At 72.4% G+C, this 18278-nt stretch carries 13 protein-coding genes and 1 pseudogene; 5 read left to right on the top strand and 9 right to left on the bottom strand.

All coding sequences use genetic code 11. From position 1 onward, the window contains the following. Window positions 1-180 precede the first annotated feature (180 nt). Window positions 181-1077 (bottom strand): TIGR01777 family oxidoreductase, encoded by an 897-nt coding sequence (locus tag IPT68_RS10330; protein ID WP_189696947.1) that lies wholly within the window; start codon window positions 1075-1077, stop codon window positions 181-183. A gap of 71 nt (window positions 1078-1148) precedes the next feature. Here IPT68_RS10330 and IPT68_RS10325 point away from each other — a divergent pair, with 71 nt between their 5' ends. Continuing rightward, window positions 1149-1637, top strand: a complete 489-nt coding sequence (locus IPT68_RS10325; protein WP_189696948.1) for a GNAT family N-acetyltransferase — start codon at window positions 1149-1151, stop codon at window positions 1635-1637. Window positions 1638-1659: 22 nt separating this feature from the next. On the opposite strand, the gene IPT68_RS10320 is transcribed toward IPT68_RS10325, so the two are convergent. After that, window positions 1660-2841 carry a MarP family serine protease gene (locus IPT68_RS10320; RefSeq protein ID WP_189696949.1) on the bottom strand — a complete coding sequence of 394 codons (1182 nt, stop codon included), beginning with the start codon at window positions 2839-2841 and terminating at the stop codon, window positions 1660-1662. A 222-nt stretch (window positions 2842-3063) separates the two neighbouring features. Between IPT68_RS10320 and IPT68_RS10315 the strand changes: the two genes are divergently transcribed. Together IPT68_RS10315 and IPT68_RS10310 are read left to right on the top strand one after the other, a co-directional pair. Then, window positions 3064-3894 carry a peptidoglycan recognition protein family protein gene (locus tag IPT68_RS10315; RefSeq protein WP_228040350.1) on the top strand — a complete coding sequence of 277 codons (831 nt, stop codon included), beginning with the start codon at window positions 3064-3066 and terminating at the stop codon, window positions 3892-3894. Between the two features lie 89 nt (window positions 3895-3983). Beyond that, window positions 3984-4208, top strand: coding sequence for a hypothetical protein (locus IPT68_RS10310; RefSeq protein ID WP_189696951.1), 225 nt, complete (start codon window positions 3984-3986; stop codon window positions 4206-4208). A gap of 6 nt (window positions 4209-4214) precedes the next feature. Here IPT68_RS10310 and IPT68_RS10305 read toward each other — a convergent pair whose 3' ends face one another. The 4 genes from IPT68_RS10305 to IPT68_RS10290 form a co-directional block, all read right to left on the bottom strand. Further along, the gene (locus IPT68_RS10305; protein WP_189697078.1) at window positions 4215-4733 is read right to left on the bottom strand and encodes a DUF4240 domain-containing protein; all 519 of its coding nucleotides are present in this window, start codon (window positions 4731-4733) and stop codon (window positions 4215-4217) included. A gap of 70 nt (window positions 4734-4803) precedes the next feature. Then, on the bottom strand, window positions 4804-5784 hold the full coding sequence (locus IPT68_RS10300) for a helix-turn-helix transcriptional regulator (protein WP_189696952.1): 981 nt from the start codon (window positions 5782-5784) through the stop codon (window positions 4804-4806). Between the two features lie 68 nt (window positions 5785-5852). Then, window positions 5853-8555 (bottom strand): pyruvate dehydrogenase (acetyl-transferring), homodimeric type, encoded by a 2703-nt coding sequence (aceE, locus tag IPT68_RS10295; protein ID WP_189696953.1) that lies wholly within the window; start codon window positions 8553-8555, stop codon window positions 5853-5855. Window positions 8556-8986: 431 nt separating this feature from the next. Continuing rightward, complete coding sequence (locus IPT68_RS10290) at window positions 8987-9610, bottom strand: GntR family transcriptional regulator (protein ID WP_189696954.1); 624 nt, start codon at window positions 9608-9610, stop codon at window positions 8987-8989. 592 nt (window positions 9611-10202) lie between these two features. On the opposite strand from IPT68_RS10290, the gene IPT68_RS10285 reads away from it, so the two are divergent. Continuing rightward, a complete protein-coding gene (locus IPT68_RS10285; protein ID WP_189696955.1) occupies window positions 10203-10511 on the top strand; it encodes a hypothetical protein in 309 nt (102 codons plus the stop codon). A gap of 97 nt (window positions 10512-10608) precedes the next feature. Here the strand turns inward: IPT68_RS10285 and sucB are convergent. The 3 genes and pseudogenes from sucB to IPT68_RS10270 form a co-directional block, all read right to left on the bottom strand. Continuing rightward, window positions 10609-12407: pseudogene (gene sucB, locus IPT68_RS10280) on the bottom strand (2-oxoglutarate dehydrogenase, E2 component, dihydrolipoamide succinyltransferase). A gap of 62 nt (window positions 12408-12469) precedes the next feature. Continuing rightward, window positions 12470-13858, bottom strand: a complete 1389-nt coding sequence (gene lpdA, locus IPT68_RS10275) for a dihydrolipoyl dehydrogenase (RefSeq protein WP_189696957.1) — start codon at window positions 13856-13858, stop codon at window positions 12470-12472. 413 nt (window positions 13859-14271) lie between these two features. Then, window positions 14272-15801 carry a leucyl aminopeptidase gene (locus tag IPT68_RS10270; protein WP_189696958.1) on the bottom strand — a complete coding sequence of 510 codons (1530 nt, stop codon included), beginning with the start codon at window positions 15799-15801 and terminating at the stop codon, window positions 14272-14274. Between the two features lie 350 nt (window positions 15802-16151). Here IPT68_RS10270 and IPT68_RS10265 point away from each other — a divergent pair, with 350 nt between their 5' ends. Further along, complete coding sequence (locus IPT68_RS10265; RefSeq protein ID WP_189696959.1) at window positions 16152-18185, top strand: hypothetical protein; 2034 nt, start codon at window positions 16152-16154, stop codon at window positions 18183-18185. Window positions 18186-18278: the final 93 nt, after the last annotated feature.

Raw genomic sequence — 18278 nt, 5'->3', positions numbered from 1 at the left:
AACCGCCTTGGGGGATACCCGAGTTCGGGTCGAGGCTAAAGCCGCGTCCGGTCAGGAGCAGTCGCGCATGAGCAGGGCACGGTCGCACGGCGGTCGCATACGGTCATGCAGGGCCACGTGCAGGGCGTCACGTTCTCAACGCCCCGGACGACGACCGGCCCCGTCCCGCCGCACCACCTCTCACGCGGCGGCCCGGATCGCCGCCTCGATCCCCGGGAACGCGAAGCCGAACCCCGACTCCAGCAGCCGCTTGGGCACCACCCGCTGACTGCCCAGCACATCCCCGGCCATCTCGCCCAGCGCGGCCCGCAGCACCGGCGCCGGCACCGCGAGGACCGTGGGCCGGCGCAGCACCCGCCCCATCGCCTCGGTGATCTCACGATTCGTCAGCGGCTGCGGGGCGGTCAGGTTGAACGGCCCGGACAGGTCGTCACGGTCGAGCAAGTGCCGGATCGCGGCGACCTCGTCGTGCAGCGCGATGAACGACCAGTACTGCCGCCCGTCCCCGATCCGCCCCCCGAGGCCCGCCAGGAACAAGGGGAACAGCCGCCCCCAGGCACCGCCCCGGCGGGACACCACCAGCCCGGTCCGCGTGAACACCGTCCGCACCCCCGCCTCCCGCGCGGGTGCCGCCGCCGACTCCCACTCCACGCACAGCTCCGGCAGGAAGCCCGTCCCCGGCGGCGCGTCCTCGTCGACGGCCCGCTCCCCGGTGTCCCCGTAGTAGCCGATCGCGCTGCCGCTGACGAACACCCGTGGCCGTCGCTCCGCCGGCAGGTCGGCGACGGCCCTGGCCAGTGCCGCCGTACCCTTCACCCGGCTGTCGCGGATCCGCGCCTTGTACGCCTCCGTCCAGCGGCGGTCGCCCACACCGGCACCCGCGAGGTTCACCACCGCGTCGCACCCGGCGAGTCCGGCCGCGTCGACGTACCCGTCCTCGGGTTGCCAGCGGACCTCGTCCGCCGCCTCGGGCTCCCGGCGCACCAGGCGCACCACTGCGTGCCCCTCGGCGGTCAGGGACCGCACCAGGGCGCTGCCGATGAGACCGGACGCGCCGGCCACCGCGATTCGTTCCATGAGCCCATCCTGCCCGCCGACCGGGCACAAAGGCCGGACTGGCGCTCGCACGGCCGCCGTACAGTGACGTCATGCCGGTTCCGTACATACGCCACGCCAGGTACGCCGACGAGGAGGCCCTGGGGCGGCTCGACCGGCGCTGCTGGTCCGTGTTGCACTCCGTCCAGCCGCGCCCCGGGCCGCCGTACGAGCCCTTCTTCAACGACCGCTTCGGGCCGCTGGACCATCTCGTCGCCGACCTCGCCGGAGAGGTCGTCGGCTACATACGGCTCGGGTTCCCCACGTCCCTGGTGAGCAACGCGCACGTCCGCCAGATCCAGGGCCTGGCCGTCAGCGAGGAGGCGCGCGGCGCCGGGGTCGGCCGGGCGCTGCTGCGGGCCGTGCAGGACGAGGCACGGCGGCAGGGGGCCCGCCGGGTCACCCTGCGGGTCCTCGGGCACAACACCCCGGCCCGCGAGCTCTACGAGTCCGAGGGGTTCGTGGTGGAGGGCGTACTGCCGGAGGAGTTCCTCCTCGACGGGGAGTACGTCGACGACGTGCTGATGGGCCGGTTCCTGTGAGGGCCCCGGTGGCAGCCGGGCGTCACGACGTCACCAGCTCGCCCGTGTCCACCGGCGCCGTCGCGTCCGCCGCCCGTGCCGCGTCACCCGCGATCTCGGCGGCCGTCAGGACGTAGCCCGTCTCGGCGTCGGAGGTGGAGCGGGCGAAGACCATGCCGTACACCTTGCCGTCGGTGGTGAGCAGCGGGCCCCCGGAGTTGCCGGGGCGGACCGTGGAGCGGACCGAGTAGATCTCGCGCGTGACGTTCTTGTCGCTGTAGATGTTCTGGCCGGTCGCCCGGACCCGGTTCGCGACCGTCGCCGCCTGCAGGTCCAGCCCGCCGTCGTGCGGATAGCCGGCGACCACGGCCGCATCGCCGCGCTCGGCGTCGTCGAACTCCAGGACCGGGGCACGCAGGTCGGGAACGTGGAGCACGGCCACGTCCCGGTCCGGGTCGAACAGCACCACCCGCGCCGGGTACGCCGGGCCGACCCCGCCGATCCGCACGGTCGGCGCGTCGATGCCCGCCACCACGTGCGCGTTGGTCATCACGTGCTCGGCCGCGTACACGAACCCGCTGCCCTCGCGCCCCTGGCCGCCCGCGACGCCCTCGACCTTCACCGTGCTGCGCTGGGCGGCGTTGGTCGCGCTCGCCGTGACGTTGTCGCCGGAGGGTTCGGCCACCTGTGCGGTCGACTCGTTCTCGAAGGGGTTGAACACCTGCGGGAAGCCCGCCTCGGTGAGCGCGGACGTGGCCCGCGAGAACCACGCCGGTGTGGTCTGCGGCATCACGCCGTGCACCGCGCCGAGCAGCCGCGAGTCCCGGATCGCGCCCGTCAGCAGCGGCGACGAGGACGCGGCCAGCACACTGGCGGCCACCCACCCCACGATCAGCACGGCGACCGCGTTGGCCGCCGCCCCGCCGATCCCGTCGGCCACGCGCAGCGGCCCCCGGTCCAGCTCCCGCCGCAGCCGCAAGGCCAGCCGCCCCGCCAGCTCGTGGCCCACCACGGCCGGGACCAGCACCGTCAGCACCGCGGTCACCGTCGCCGCCGTCGCGCCCGGCGCCACCAGATCCATCACCCAGGGCAGGAGCCACACGCCGATCGCCGCACCGCCCACGAACCCGGCGAGCGAGACGCAGCCGGCCACCAGCCCGCGCCGGTAGCCGGAACCGGCGTAGACCAGGAGCACCAGGAGCAGCAGGATGTCGAGCAGGTCCACGAAGCCGCCTTTCTCTCGGACCCGGCGGTGCGTGCGGGTACGCGCCCCGGCACTCGGGATACGCGCCGCACGGGCCCAGTGATCAGCCGCGCCCCGCGGCACCGGCCGGGAACCGGCCACGTCATGCGTGTATCCCGAAAAACGTCACCGACCCGGACGATGGTTCCACCAGGTGGCACAGCACACATCGCGGACGGACCGGCTCGCGCCCACAGTGGACCCATGCGTGCCCTCAGACGTGCCAAGAGAAGCAGACGGGGAGCACGGCGGCCCGCCGTGCACATACCCGGCGCGGCCGTGACCGTGGCGGGATGCCTGCCCGGTCTGGCCGCGATGACCGCCCTGGCGCTGTGCGCCCACGCGGTGGACCGGTCGGTGACGGCCGCCCGGACCGGCGGCCATCAGCTCGCCGCCCGGGTGGCCGCCCCGCCGCTCACCGCCCCCATGCCGCCCGTCGTCCCCCGGACGGTCTGGGCCGGCACCGGTCAGGCCCCCGGCGAGCAGCCGCCGCCGCGCTACGACGACCAGGTCGTGGCCGTGTTCGTGCACCACACCGACTCGCCCAACGCCTACCGCTGCGCCGACTCCCCGCGCATCATCCGCGACCTCTACGCGGGCCAGACCGGCGTCCGCGACTGGGACGACATCGGCTACAACTTCCTCGTCGACCGCTGCGGCACCATCTACGAGGGCCGCGCGGGCGGGGTCGACCGCCCCGTCACCGGCGCCCACACCCTGGGCTTCAACCACCGCACCACCGGCATCGCCGCCATCGGCACGTTCACCGCGGGCGCCGAGGTGCCCCGCGTGATGACCGAGGCGATCGCCGCGCTGGCCGCCTGGAAACTCGGTCTGTCGGGCACCGACCCGCGCGCGAAGGTGCGTCTGGTCTCCAGCAACAGCCACAGCCGCTACGCCGCCGGCACCCCCGTCGCGCTGCCCGCGCTGGCCGGCCACAACGACGGCTACATGACCAGCTGCCCCGGCGCCGCCCTCACCGCGCGGCTGCCGCAGATCAGGGACCTGGCCGCCCGGTTGCAGGGGCGGCCATGAACCCCACAGGAAGGCCACAGCCGCCGCGCAGGGCACGGAGAGGCCCGCGCCCCACCGTTTCGGCGATCAGCCGACTGGAGGTGGGGAACATGAGCGGCAGCAGTCATACGGAACAGCGGGCGGGCACGTGGAACGGGGCCCTGCGCGGACCCTGGACGGTGCTCGGCGCGGTCGTGACGGTCGTCCTCGGCCCGGCCGCGGTCACCGCCTCCGCACTCGACCGGGCGAACGCGGCGCCGTTGCTCCACGCGATGAAGGCCGACCGGACGCAGGCGTACGTCCCCTCGGACCCGAGTCGCCGCCGGACCGGCTGAGCGGCCTCACTCCTTGAAGCGGTCCCACAGCCGCGGATACCGCTGCGCGAGCGCCGACTCGTTCTCGAAGTCGACCGGCGTGCCCTCCGGTTCCGCGGCCGCGGGCGCGATGCCGAGGTCGGGGGCGACGGTGCCGGTCAGCTGCTCGTAGGCCTCGTCGGCCGCGTAGCCCAGCTCCTCGCCGTCGCCGTCGATCTCCTCGTCGAAGTCGTCCAGCAGGTCGGCGAGCGAGTCGGGCTCGTGCACGCCGCCCTCGTACACCTCGCGGCCCTGGCCGATCAGCCAGCACCGGAAGAAGTCGAAGGCGTCGTCGCTGGCCCCGTCGAGCAGCACCCAGGCGGCGCCCCACAGGTCCCAGGTGTAGGCGCGGTTGTAGCGGGCCTCGAAGTGACGGGCGAAGTCGAGGACCGCCTCGGGGTCCAGCTGCAGGAGCCGTTCCACGAGAAGGTCGGCCTGCTCCTCGGGATCGCCCTCGGCGGCGTCGCGCGTGGCGTCGATCAGCTCCCAGAACTCCGTCTCGTCCATCACGGGTCAAGCATCGGGCTTCGACGGGTGGGGCGCACGCGGAATGCGCCGGTTTTCCGGGCGGCCCGCCTCACGTTCCGTACAGCCCGGCGAGCCGCCGCGCGGCCTGCGCGAAACGCTCCCGCAGCTCCGTCGGCGCCAGCACCTCGACCTCCGGCCCGAGCCCCATGAGCTGGGTGTGGGCGACCTCCTCGGACTCCACCGGGAGCGTCACCGTGACCCAGCCGTCGGCCTCGGGGGCGTCCGCACCGGCCAGCGCCCGACCGGCGGACAGTGAGCCGACGACGTGCGGCAGCACGCGCGCGCCCTGCGGGGACAGCCGCACCACGACCTCGGCACGCAGGATCGACCGCGCGAACTGCTCGGCCCGCTCCGCCCAGAACCCGGGCAGGTCGAACTCCTCGTCGCGCGCGAACCGCTCCTCACCCGCCTCCACCGACGTGAACCGGTCGATCCGGTAGACCCGGAAGGACCCGCCGCCCGTCCGCACCGTCCGCGCGCACAGGTACCAGACCCCCGCCTTGAGCACGAGCCCGTACGGCTCCAGCTCCCGGGCCACCTCACCGTCCCCGCGCCGGTAGCGCGCGGTGACGAGCCGGTCGTCCCACACCGCCTCCGCGATCCGGGGCAGCAGCGCGGGCGTCTCGGGCTCCCGGAACCAGTTCGGCGCGTCCAGATGGAACCGCTGAGCGGCCGTGCGGGAGGCGTCCCGCAGCGACGGCAGCAGCGCCGCCGACACCTTCAGCCGCGCCGCCGACGCCGCGTCCTGCAGACCCATCTCGCGCAGCGCGCCCGGCACCCCGGACAGGAACAACGCCTCGGCCTCGCTGCGGTGCAGGCCCGTCAGCCGCGTCCGGTACCCGCCGATCAGCCGGTACCCGCCGGCCCGGCCCCGGTCCGCGTACACCGGCACGCCCGCCTCCGACAGCGCCTGCGCGTCCCGTGTGACGGTCCGCTCCGACACCTCCAGTTCCCGGGCGAGCTCGGCGGCGGTCATCGAGGGCCGGGACTGGAGCAGGAGCACCATCTTGATCAGGCGGGCAGCGCGCATGGCCCCATCATGCAGGAGGCCCCCGCCGTGGCGGGGGCCTCCCGGAACCGTCCGGTGCCGGCCGGGGTCTACAGGCCGTACTGCTCGCGCGCTTCCTTCACGGCCGTCGCCTTGACCTCGCCGCGCCTGGCGAGCTGGGCCAGGGCGGCGACCACGATGGACTCCGCGTCGACGCCGAAGTGGCGGCGGGCGGCGTCACGGGTGTCCGACAGGCCGAAGCCGTCGGCGCCCAGCGAGGACCAGTCCTGCTCCACCCACTGCGCGATCTGGTCCGGAACCTGGCGCATGTAGTCGGAGACCGCGAGTACCGGGCCCTCGGCGCCCTGGAGCGCCTGGCGGACGTACGGCACCCGCTCCTCGCCGCGCAGCAGCGCCGCGTCGGCCTCCAGCGCGTCCCGGCGCAGCTCGCTCCAGGAGGTCGCGGACCACACGTCGGCGGCCACGCCCCACTCCTCGGCGAGCAGCCGCTGCGCCTTCAGCGCCCAGTGGATTGCCGTACCGGAGCCGAGCAGCTGGATGCGCGGGGCGTTCGCCGGCACGGTCACGCCCGCCGACTCCGCCGTGTTGAAGCGGTACAGCCCCTTGACGATGCCCTCGTCGATGCCCAGGCCCTGCGGCTTCGCGGGCTGCGGCAGCGGCTCGTTGTAGACGGTGAGGTAGTAGAAGACGTCCGGGTCCTCGCCCGGCGCGGCCTCGCCGTACATCCGGCGCAGACCGTCCTTGACGATCGTGGCGATCTCGTAGGCGAACGCCGGGTCGTACGTCAGCGCCGCCGGGTTGGTCGCGGCGATGACGGGCGAGTGACCGTCGGCGTGCTGCAGGCCCTCACCGGTCAGCGTCGTGCGGCCGGCCGTGGCGCCGATCAGGAAGCCGCGGCCGAGCTGGTCGCCCAGCTGCCACATCTGGTCGGCCGTGCGCTGCCAGCCGAACATCGAGTAGAAGATGTAGAACGGGATCATCGCCTCGCCGTGCGTCGCGTACGACGTCGAAGCGGCGATGAAGTCGGCCATCGAACCGGCCTCGGTGATCCCCTCGTTGAGGATCTGGCCGTTCTTGGCCTCCTTGTAGTACATCAGCTGGTCGCGGTCGACCGGCTCGTACGTCTGGCCCTTGGGCGAGTAGATGCCGAGCGACGGGAACAGCGACTCCATGCCGAAGGTGCGCGCCTCGTCGGGGACGATCGGCACCCAGCGCTTGCCCGTCTCCTTGTCGCGGACCAGGTCCTTGACGAGCCGCACGAAGGCCATGGTGGTGGCCACGTTCTGCGAGCCGGAGCCCTTGTCGAAGGAGGCGAAGGCCTTGTCGGCGGGCGCGGGCAGCGGGGCGAGGGGGTGGACGCGGCGGGCCGGGGCCGGACCGCCGAGGGCGGCGCGGCGCTCCTGGAGGTAGCGGACCTCGGGGGAGTCGGCGCCCGGGTGGGCGTAGGGCACCACGCCGTCCACGAACGCGCTGTCGGCGATGGGCAGGCCGAGCAGGTCGCGCATCGTCTTGAACTCGTCCACCGTCAGCTTCTTCATCTGGTGGTTGGCGTTCTTCGACGCGAAGCCCTCGCCGAGCGTGTGGCCCTTGACCGTCTGGGCCAGGATCACGGTCGGCGCGCCCTTGTGCGCGACGGCGGCCTGGTACGCGGCGTAGACCTTGCGCGGCTCGTGACCGCCGCGGGAGAAGTGGAAGATCTCCAGGATCTTGTCGTCGCTGAGCAGCTTCGCCATCTCGGCGAGCGCGGGGTCGGCGCCGAAGAAGTCCTGGCGGATGTAGGCGGCGTCGCGGGTCTGGTACGTCTGCACCTGCGCGTCCGGCACCTGGCGCAGGCGGCGTACCAGCGCGCCCGTGGTGTCGAGCCGGAACAGCTCGTCCCAGGCGGAGCCCCACAGCGTCTTGATCACGTTCCAGCCGGCACCGCGGAACTGGGCCTCCAGCTCCTGCACGATCTTGAAGTTGGCGCGGACCGGGCCGTCGAGGCGCTGCAGGTTGCAGTTGATGACGAAGGTGAGGTTGTCCAGCTCCTCGCGCGCGGCCAGCGCGAGCGCGGCCGTCGACTCCGGCTCGTCCATCTCGCCGTCGCCGAGGAAGGCCCACACGTGCGAGGACGAGACGTCCTTGATGCCGCGGTTGGTCAGGTAGCGGTTGAACCGCGCCTGGTAGATCGCGGAGAGCGGGCCGAGGCCCATGGACACCGTCGGGAACTCCCACAGCCAGGGCAGGCGGCGGGGGTGCGGGTACGACGGGAGGCCGTTGCCGCCGGACTCGCGGCGGAAGTTGTCCAGGTGGTGCTCGCCGAGCCGGCCGTCGAGGAAGGCGCGGGCGTAGATGCCGGGAGAGGCGTGGCCCTGGATGTAGAGCTGGTCGCCCGACCCGTCGGCCTCCTTGCCCTTGAAGAAGTGGTTGAAGCCGGTCTCGTACAGCCAGGCCGCGGAGGCGAAGGTGGCGATGTGGCCGCCGACGCCGTACTTCGAGCCGCGGGTCACCATCGCGGCCGCGTTCCAGCGGTTCCACGCGGTGATCCGGGCCTCCATCTCCTCGTCACCGGGCACGGCGGGCTCGGCGGCGGTGGGGATGGTGTTGACGTAGTCCGTCTCGAGGAGCTTGGGCAGCGCGATGCCGGTGCCCTCGGCGCGTTCCAGTGTGCGGCGCATCAGGTACGCGGCACGGTGCGGCCCGGCCGCCTGGGCGACGGCGTCCAGGGAGGCCCGCCACTCGGCGGTCTCCTCCGGGTCACGGTCCGGGAGCTGGTCGAGCTCGCTCGGCTGGATGGCGTGGGGGTCGGTCATGTCGCCGCCTTCCTCAGTCGAAGGGGGTTCCCTCATCGGTAAGGGTTCGGGTGTGCCCTTGGTCTTTGGCAGGACAGGGCGTGAGGCTTGGTACGGAGTCGTTTGTGCGGCTCCGCGCGCGGCCCGTCGGTGACTGTAACTCGCTGATCGATGATCGATCAAAGGTTTGAGGGGCAAAACCTCTCGATCGCGAGAAAGTCGGCACGCGGTGCCTCCGGCTCGTGCACCGGGTGCCGTGTTTTTGCCTGGTTTTCGCAGGTGAGGCGCGTTTGAGTGCACCGCTGCTCGCTTGTCGCCCGGCCGTCACGCGACAGCGTGGGCGGGGGGCGACTCCTTGAACCGGGCCCACTTCTCCTCGCGTGTGGGCGGTCTGCCGTGAACACCGTGTGCCGCGTCGGACATGCCGCCACGTTATGGGCGTGTCGAAGGGCTCACGCCCGCGGCGCGCACCCCAGGACGTGGGACTTGACGATCTCCGCGATGCGGGGGTCCCGGCGCCGGAAGGCCGCGACCAGCTCCTCGTGCTCCTCGGCGTACGACTGCTGCACCGTGCCCAGCCAGCGGATCGACAGCGCGGTGAACACCTCGATGCCGAGTCCCTCCCAGGTGTGCAGCAGCACCGAGTTGCCCGCGGCGCGGACCAGTTCGCGGTGGAAGGCGACCGTGTGCCGGACCTGGGCCGTGCCGTCCGCCTTGCTGTCGGCCTCGTACAGCGCGGCGACGTGCGGCTCCAGGGCCGAGCAGTCGTCGGCCAGCCGATCCGCCGCCAGTTCCGCCGCGATGGCCTCCAGGCCGGCGCGGACGGGGTAACTCTCCTCCAGATCGGCGGCGGTCAGACTGCGCACCCGTACGCCCTTGTTGGGCGCCGACTCGATCAGGCGCAGCGACTCCAGCTCGCGCAGCGCCTCGCGGACCGGCGTCTGGCTGACCTCCAGCTCGGTGGCGATACGGCGCTCCACGATCCGCTCGCCCGGCTTCCAGCGTCCGCTGATGATCCCCTCGAGGATGTGCTCGCGGATCTGTTCGCGCAGCGAGTGGACGACGGGCGCGGTCATGGGAGCTCCTTAGGGCGCGTTGACGTTTAGACAATACGGCCGTCTACGCGCGGGGGAGGGGCGCATGGGGGCGCTTTGGTGCAGGTGAGACGAGACTTACATGCCGGCATCGGATCGGCGGCGCCGGTGCCGGGTCCGGCGCCGGGGAACCGCGGGCGGTGTCGGCGCGGGTGCGCGCCGCCGCGTCGCTCTGCGCCGGACAGGTGGTTCCCCGTAACCGTCCGCTGCGGTGCGTGTGTCGCGCGCCGTCGATGAAACGCTCGTATCAAAAATGATCGCGCCATTTCCCTTCGATCAGACGGGACACGAAACGCGCATGATGCGACTCGAACAACCACCCCCGCGGCCCCGGGCGTCCGCCCGGCGACGTGGTTCTCGGCTGGCGGGCACGATGCTCCTGGCCGCCGCCCTGGTCGGCATCTCGCCGTCCGGGGTTGCGGCGGCCCACAGCCTGGACGGGGCCGACCCGGTCCCGGGCAAGTGTGAACAGGGCAACTACGACTACTGCCGGGGCGAGCAGGGCCCTCCTGGTCCGCCCGGACCCCCTGGACCTCCCGGACCCCCTGGACCTCCCGGGCCTCCCGGGCCGTGCGTGAGCATCGACAGCTACAACCGCGGATCGCAGCAGTACACCGGGGTCATCGACGACGAGGGCGACATCTCGGTCGGCATGCGCACTCTCCAGCCGGACCCCGGCTCGTACACGTGGTCGAACCTCTCGGACAACGCGAACGCCCCCGACAACGCCTGCGACATCACGGTGTCCGAGCAGGGCAACACGCTGAACGTCCAGGTGATCACCACCACCGGCACGGTGGTGGAGACCTTCTGCAACGTTCCGGGGAACGAGCTCGAGTGCACGGCCCCGTGGACCGCGGTCACCCCGCAGCCCCCCGCGTGATCCCGCGCTGACCCACTCGGGCCCTGAGCCCTTCACGCAGGTGCCCCCACCCGGAGATTCCGGGTGGGGGCACCGACGCGCGTGCGTCGAAGGACGCCTACAGGCCGAGTTCGACCTCGAACTCGCCGGCCTCCAGGATGGCCTTGACCGCCGTCAGGTAACGCGCGGCGTCGGCGCCGTCGACCAGGCGGTGGTCGTAGGACAGGGTCAGGTACGTCATGTCGCGGACGCCGATGACCGTGCCCTCCTCCGTCTCGATCACGGCGGGGCGCTTGACCGTGGCGCCGATGCCGAGGATCGCGACCTGGCCCGGCGGCACGATGATCGTGTCGAACAGTGCGCCGCGCGAACCGGTGTTGGAGATGGTGAAGGTCGCGCCCGCGAGCTCGTCCGGCGTGATCTTGTTGCCGCGGACCTTGCCCGCCAGGTCGGCCGTGGCCTTGGCGATGCCGGCGAGGTTGAGGTCGCCGGCGTTCTTGATGACCGGGGTCATCAGGCCCTTCTCGGAGTCCACCGCGATACCGATGTGCTCGGTGTCGAAGTAGGTGATGGTCCCCTCGGCCTCGTTGATCTTGGCGTTGACGGCCGGGTGGGCCTTCAGCGCCTGCGCGGCGGCCTTGACGAAGAACGGCATCGGGGAGAGCTTGACGCCCTCACGGGCCGCGAACGCGTCCTTGGCCCGGGCGCGCAGCTTCATCAGGCGGGTGACGTCGACCTCGACGACCGACGACAGCTGGGCCTGCTCGTGCAGCGCCTTGACCATGTTGTCGCCGATGACCTTGCGGATGCGCGGCATCTTGACGGTCTGGCCGCGCAGCGGGGAGGCCTCCAGGACCGGCGTCTTCTTGGCGGCGGCGGCAGCCGGGGCGGCGGCCGGAGCCGGAGCCGCGGCGGCGGCCTTCGCGGCCTCGGCGGCGGCCAGGACGTCCTGCTTGCGGATCCGGCCACCGACGCCGGTGCCCTTGACGGTGGCCAGGTCGACGCCGTTCTCTGCGGCGAGTTTGCGCACCAGCGGGGTGACGTAGGCGCCCTCGTCGGTCGGCTGCGCGGCGGCGGGAACCGGAGCGGCCGGGGCGGCGGCGGGGGCAGGGGCGGCCGGGGCGGCCGGCTGGGCCGGAGCCGAGGGCTGGGCCGGGACGGCGGGAGCCGCGGGGCCGGAGCCTGGGCGGCGGGCTCCGCCGGAGCAGCCGGGGCGGCCGGAGCCTGCGGGGCCGGGGCGGCGGGCGCGGGCGCCGGGGCCGCCGGAGCCGGGGCAGCGGCCGGAGCAGCGCCCGGGGTGCCGATGACGGCCAGCTTGGCGCCGACCTCGGCCGTCTCGTCCTCGCCGACCGTGATCTCCAGCAGCACGCCGGAGGCGGGGGCCGGGATCTCGGTGTCGACCTTGTCGGTGGAGACCTCGAGCAGCGGCTCGTCGGCCTCGACGCTGTCGCCGACCGACTTCAGCCAGCGGGTGACGGTGCCCTCGGTGACGCTCTCGCCGAGCGCGGGCAGGACCACGTCCGTGCCCTCGGCGGTGCCGCCGCCGGCCGCGGCCTCGGCGGTGGGCGCCGGGGCGGGGGCGGCCTGCTCGGTGGACGGCTGGGCCTGCGGGGCCGGCTCCGGGGCCGGCGGGGCGACCTGCTCGGCGGCCGGGGCCGGAGCGGCGGCCGGCGCACCGGTGCCGTCGTCGATGACGGCCAGCTCGGCGCCGACCTCGACGGTCTCGTCCTCGGCGACCTTGATGGAGGCCAGGACACCGGCGGCCGGGGCCGGGATCTCGGTGTCGACCTTGTCGGTGGAGACCTCGAGCAGCGGCTCGTCGGCCTCGACGCGCTCACCCTCGGCCTTCAGCCAGCGGGTGACAGTGCCCTCGGTGACGCTCTCGCCGAGCGCCGGAAGGGTTACGGAAACCGCCATGGTTTCGGTTGCTCCTAACGAATTGCGGAAGTCTGTGTCGTCGCGCCCGATGACCGAGGGCGTCAGTCGTGGGAGTGCAGCGGCTTGCCGGCCAGGGCCAGGTGAGCCTCGCCGAGCGCCTCGTTCTGCGTCGGGTGGGCGTGGATGAGCTGGGCCACCTCGGCCGGCAGCGCCTCCCAGTTGTAGATCAGCTGGGCCTCGCCGACCTGCTCGCCCATACGGTCGCCGACCATGTGCACGCCGACCACCGCACCGTCCTTGACCTGGACGAGCTTGATCTCGCCGGCGGTCTTCAGGATCTTGCTCTTGCCGTTGCCCGCCAGGTTGTACTTCAGGGCGACGACCTTGTCCGCGCCGTAGACCTCCTTGGCCTTGGCCTCGGTGATGCCGACGGAGGCGACCTCGGGGTGGCAGTACGTCACCCGGGGCACGCCGTCGTAGTCGATCGGGACGGTCTTCAGACCGGCCAGCCGCTCCGCCACCAGGATGCCCTCGGCGAAGCCGACGTGCGCGAGCTGGAGCGTCGGGACCAGGTCGCCGACCGCCGAGATCGTCGGGACGTTGGTCCGCATGTACTCGTCGACGAGGACGTAGCCGCGGTCCATGGCGACCCCGGCCTCCTCATAGCCCAGGCCCTGCGAGACCGGGCCGCGGCCGACCGCGACCAGCAGGACCTCGGCCTCGAACTCCTTGCCGTCGGCGAGGGTGACCTTGACACCGTCGGCCGTGTACTCGGCCTTCTGGAAGAAGGTGCCCAGGTTGAACTTGATGCCGCGCTTGCGGAAGGCGCGCTCAAGAAGCTTCGAGCTGTTCTCGTCCTCGACCGGGACGAGGTGCTTCAGACCCTCGATGATCGTGACGTCGGTGCCGAAGGACTTCCAGGCGGAGGCGAACTCGACGCCGATGACACCGCCGCCGAGCACGATCGCCGACTTCGGCACGCGGTCCAGGACGAGGGCGTGGTCCGAGGAGATGATCCGGTCGCCGTCGATCTCCAGACCGGGCAGCGACTTCGGCACGGAACCGGTCGCCAGCAGGACGTGGCGGCCCTGGATGCGCTGGCCGTTCACGTCGACCGAGGTCGGGGAGGACAGCCGTCCCGCGCCCTCGATGTAGGTCACCTTCCGGGAGGCGATGAGGCCCTGCAGACCCTTGTACAGGCCCGAGATCACCTCGTCCTTGTACTTGTGGACCCCGGCGACGTCGATGCCCTCGAGAGTGGCCTTCACGCCGAACTGCTCGCTCTCGCGGGCCTGGTCGGCGATCTCGCCCGCGTGCAGCAGGGCCTTGGTGGGGATGCAACCCCGGTGCAGGCAGGTGCCGCCGACCTTGTCCTTCTCGATCAGGGCGACGTCCAGGCCCAGCTGAGCCCCGCGCAGGGCCGCGGCGTAACCACCGCTGCCACCGCCGAGGATCACTAGGTCGAAAACGGTGCTGGCGTCGTTCGCCACGTCACGTCCTCCATGCATGTGCGCCGTACGCCGGTCGACGATGACCGGCTGGCGGCTGGTGTCCGGCCGCTCTACTTCGGCCCTTCGGTGGGGCCCTGTCCTGCCGTGGCCCATCTTCGCACTTGTCGGCACACAACGAGACGCGGGGCCGGGGTGTGATACGTCGCACGCTCATGTGTAACGAACGGGGCGGCGGCCGACGTGAAGGGGCGCGGGGCTGTGGCTGATGTGCGGCTCTGCCGCGCGGGCGCGACGAACCGCAGTCCACCCGCACCCGCGCGACAGTGAGAACCGAGCCGGCGCCGCGACAGGCAACGTTCACCCCGTCGCGACGCCCGGCACGCCCTCTCGTCGCACCGGACGCCGCTCCTTGCCGGACACACGTTGCCTGCCGCGGCACTAGCGGGCGGACGTCACCCGAGATCACCCGCGGCCGTCAGCTCCGCCAGCCGCACCAGGGTCCGCACCCCGGACCCGGTCCCGCCCTTCGGCGTGTATCCGAACGGCCCCTGCTCGTTGAAGGCGGGCCCGGCGATGTCCAGGTGCGCCCAGGTGATGCCCTCGCCCACGAACTCCCGCAGGAAGAGCCCGGCGACCAGGCCGCCGCCCATCCGCTCGCCCATGTTCGCGATGTCGGCGGTCGGCGAGTCCATGCCCTTGCGCAGGTGCTCCGGCAGCGGCATCGGCCACGCCGCCTCGCCCACCTCCTCCGCGGCCTCGTGCACCGCGGAGCGGAACGCGTCGTCGTTGGCCATCACGCCGAACGTCCGGTTGCCCAGCGCCAGCATCATCGCCCCGGTCAGCGTCGCCACGTCCACGATCGCGTCCGGCTTCTCCTGCGACGCCGCCCACAGCGCGTCCGCCAGCACCAGCCGGCCCTCGGCGTCGGTGTTCAGCACCTCGACGGTCTTGCCGCTGTACATCCGCAGCACGTCACCCGGCCGCGTGGCCGACCCGGACGGCATGTTCTCGGCCAGCGCCAGCCACCCCGTGACGTTGACCTCCAGCCCGAGCCGGGCGGCGGCGACCACGGCCGCGAAGACCGCCGCCGCGCCGCTCATGTCGCACTTCATCGTCTCGTTGTGACCGGCCGGCTTCAGCGAGATGCCGCCCGAGTCGTAGGTGATGCCCTTGCCGACGAAGGCGAGGTGCTTCTTCGCCTTCGAGGAGGTGTACGACAGCTTCACCAGCCGCGGCGCCGACGCGGACCCGGAGCCGACGCCCAGGATGCCGCCGTAGCCGCCCTTGGCCAGCGCCTTCTCGTCGAGCACCTGCACCTTGATGCCGTGCTCCTTGGCCGCGGCCTGCGCGACCGCGGCGAACGCCTCGGGGTTGAGGTCGTTCGGCGGGGTGTTGATCAGGTCGCGGGCACGGTTCAGCTCCTCGGACACGGCCGTGGCGCGCTCGATCGCCGCCTTGTGCGCCTTGTCGCGGGGCTTGGCGCCGAGCACGGTGACCTCGGCGAGCGGGGCCTTGCCGTTCTTCTTGTTCTTGGTGTCGCCGCCGTTGTTCTTGTACGTGTCGAAGGAGTACGCGCCGAGCAGCGCGCCCTCGGCGACGGCGCCGACCGAGGCCGCGTCCGCGGCCGGCAGCGCGAAGGCGGCCTTCTTGGCGCCGGCCAGCGCACGGGCCGCGGCCCCGGCGGCGCGGCGCAGCGCCTCCGCGCCGTACTCCGCGTCCTTCTGCGGCCGGGCTCCCAGGCCCACCGCCACCACGAGCGGCGTCTTGAAACCGGCCGGGGCGGGCAGCTTCGTCACCTCGCCCTCGGCGCCGGAGGCGCCCAGGGTCTCCAGGACGCCGGCGAGCCCGCCGTCGTACGCCTTGTCCACGGCCTCGGCGCCCGGTGCGACGACCGGGCCCTTGTCGCCCTTGGCGACACCGATCACGATCGCGTCGGCCCGCAGGCCGGGCGCCGCGGCGGTGCTGAGAGTGAGAGCAGTCACGGTGGTGAAATCTCGCTTCCGATGTGAAGTTCCTGTGGCCGAAGGATGGGTCGGCCGGGCCCGACAGCCGACCCTAGATCCCCCGTGCAGAGGAGTCTGTACCTGGACAGGTGTTGACCTGGCGCGAGCCTACGCCCGGAATTCGTTCGATCATTCCTGCGGACGTTCACCTGTCAGTGGCGTCGTCGTCATTTACCGATCCTCGCACTCCATGAGCTGAGTCACACTCGTCGGGTTCGGGTGAGCCGGTGCTCACCGTTTCGCATGATTTCCACTGATCCCCCGTGGACCCGTCACACGCGCACACGGGCCGTCCGGGTCGCGCGGGATCTTCTGGGGGGAGGACCACCATGGCGCCACGCGTGCGCATACGGAGATCCGCGGCCGCCGTCCTGGCGACCGCGGGACTGCTGACGCTGGGGCTCGCCGCACCCGGCGCGTCCGCCGCCACCGAGCCGCGGATCGATCTGAGGGTGCTGGTCGTGGACAACGGGGACAGCCCCGTCCGGGCCATCACCGCCCAACTCGCTGGCACGGGCATCCCGTACACCACGGTCGAGCTCACCGACCCGGACCGTCCGACGATCACCGAGGCGTTCCTGAGCGACACCGTCAACGGCAGGCCCCGGGCCAGGTTCCAGGGTGTCGTACTGCCCAACGAGGCTCCGTTCGGGGCGGGTTCGGCCGAGCAGACCGCGCTGGAGACGTACGAGCGGACCTACGGCATCCCGCAGGTCGACGCCTACACCTGGGCGCACCCGGGGGTCGGCCTCGACTACACCAGCGAGGGCGGCTGGGCCGGCGGCCTCGACGGCAGCGAGGCCGCCGTCACCGCCGCCGGGAAGGCCGGCCCGTTCGACTACCTCGACGGCGCCCTCACCTTCGAGGACAACTCGCCCGTCGTGCAGGAGAGCTACGGCTACGCGGCCCGGCCCCGCAGCGGCTACACCAGCTACGTCGACGTCCCGGTGCCCGCCGGGACCGGCCGGGGCAGCCTGGTCGGGGAGTACGCCCACGACGGCCGCCGAGAGCTCGTCGTCACCTTCGCCTACAACCAGCACCAGCGGCAGTTCCGGGCGCTGGCCCGCGGCATCGTCGAGTGGCTGACCCAGGGCGTGCACCTGGGCCGCGACCGCAACTACTTCGCCGTCCACGTCGACGACGTCTTCGCCCCCGACAGCCGCTGGGACACCGAACGCGACTGCACGCCCGGCGACCTCGACTGCGCGGGCGGGGACGGCGAGGGGACCACGCCGATCCGCATGACCGCGGCCGACGCGCAGTACGCCGCCCAGTGGCAGCGCGAGCGGGGCTTCACGCTGGACATGGTCTACAACGCCGGCTCGGGCGAGGAGTGGAAGGCGGAGAACGGCGGCACGGATGCCCTCGCCGCGCAGCTGCTGGCCGACCGGAACCAGTACCGCTGGATCAACCACACGTACACGCACCCCTACCTGGGCTGCGTCCAGGACACCTCCACCGTGCCGTGGACCTGCGCGAAGCACGCCGACGGTACGACGCGGTGGATGAGCCGCGCCGAGATCACCGCGCAGATCCGCGACAACCACAACTGGGCGGTGCGCCAGGGCCTCCCCGTGGACCGCACCGAACTGGTCACCGGCGAGCACTCCGGCCTCAGGACGCTCCCGCAGCAGCCCCAGGACAACCCCAACCTCGCGGGCGCCCTCGCCGACACCGGCGTCAAGTGGATCGCGTCCGACAACTCCCGCGAGCCCGAGCAGCGGGCCGTCGGCGGCGCGCTGACCGTGCCCCGGCACCCGATGAACGTGTACTACAACGTCGGGACGGCCGAGGAGATGGTCGACGAGTACAACTTCGTCTACACCTCCGCAGCCGACGGCGGCAGCGGCGTCTGCGAGAACAACCCCACCTCGACCTGCCTGGACGACCCGCTGGACCCGCAGACCGGCTACGCGTCGTACATCGTGCCGCAGGAGGCCCGGATCGCCCTCGGGCACGCCCTGAACAACGACCCCCGCCCGCACTACGTGCACCAGTCCAACCTCGCCGAGGACCGGCTGCTGTACCCGGTGCTGGACAAGGTGCTCGCCGACTACCGGGCGCTGTTCGCCGACAACACCCCGGTGGAGAACCTGAGTCAGAAGGCCATCGGCACCGAGCTCCAGCGCCGCGCCGCCTGGCAGAACGCCGTCGCGAACGGCCGGGTCAGCGCGTACCGGATCGGCAGCACGGTCACGGTCACCGCCCCCGGCGGGACGCAGATCCCGGTGACCGTCCCGGAGGGCACCAAGCAGCAACTCCTGCTGGGCACCACCACCTTCGGCACTCCCTACGCCGGCAACCGCTCGGCCTGGGCGACGCCCGCCCTGCTGCAGTCGGCGCTCACCTTGAAGCTGCCGTAGCGCGCAACGCCGCACAGGGGCGCGGGGCCGTGTGCGACATGCGGCTCCGCCGCGGGGCGCGACCAGCCACGACGACACCCGCAGCCGGGGTCA

Origin of the sequence: Streptomyces chromofuscus, assembly GCF_015160875.1 — a bacterium.
In the GTDB taxonomy this organism is placed as follows: domain Bacteria; phylum Actinomycetota; class Actinomycetes; order Streptomycetales; family Streptomycetaceae; genus Streptomyces; species Streptomyces chromofuscus.
This window is presented reverse-complemented; position numbering and strand designations above follow the sequence as displayed.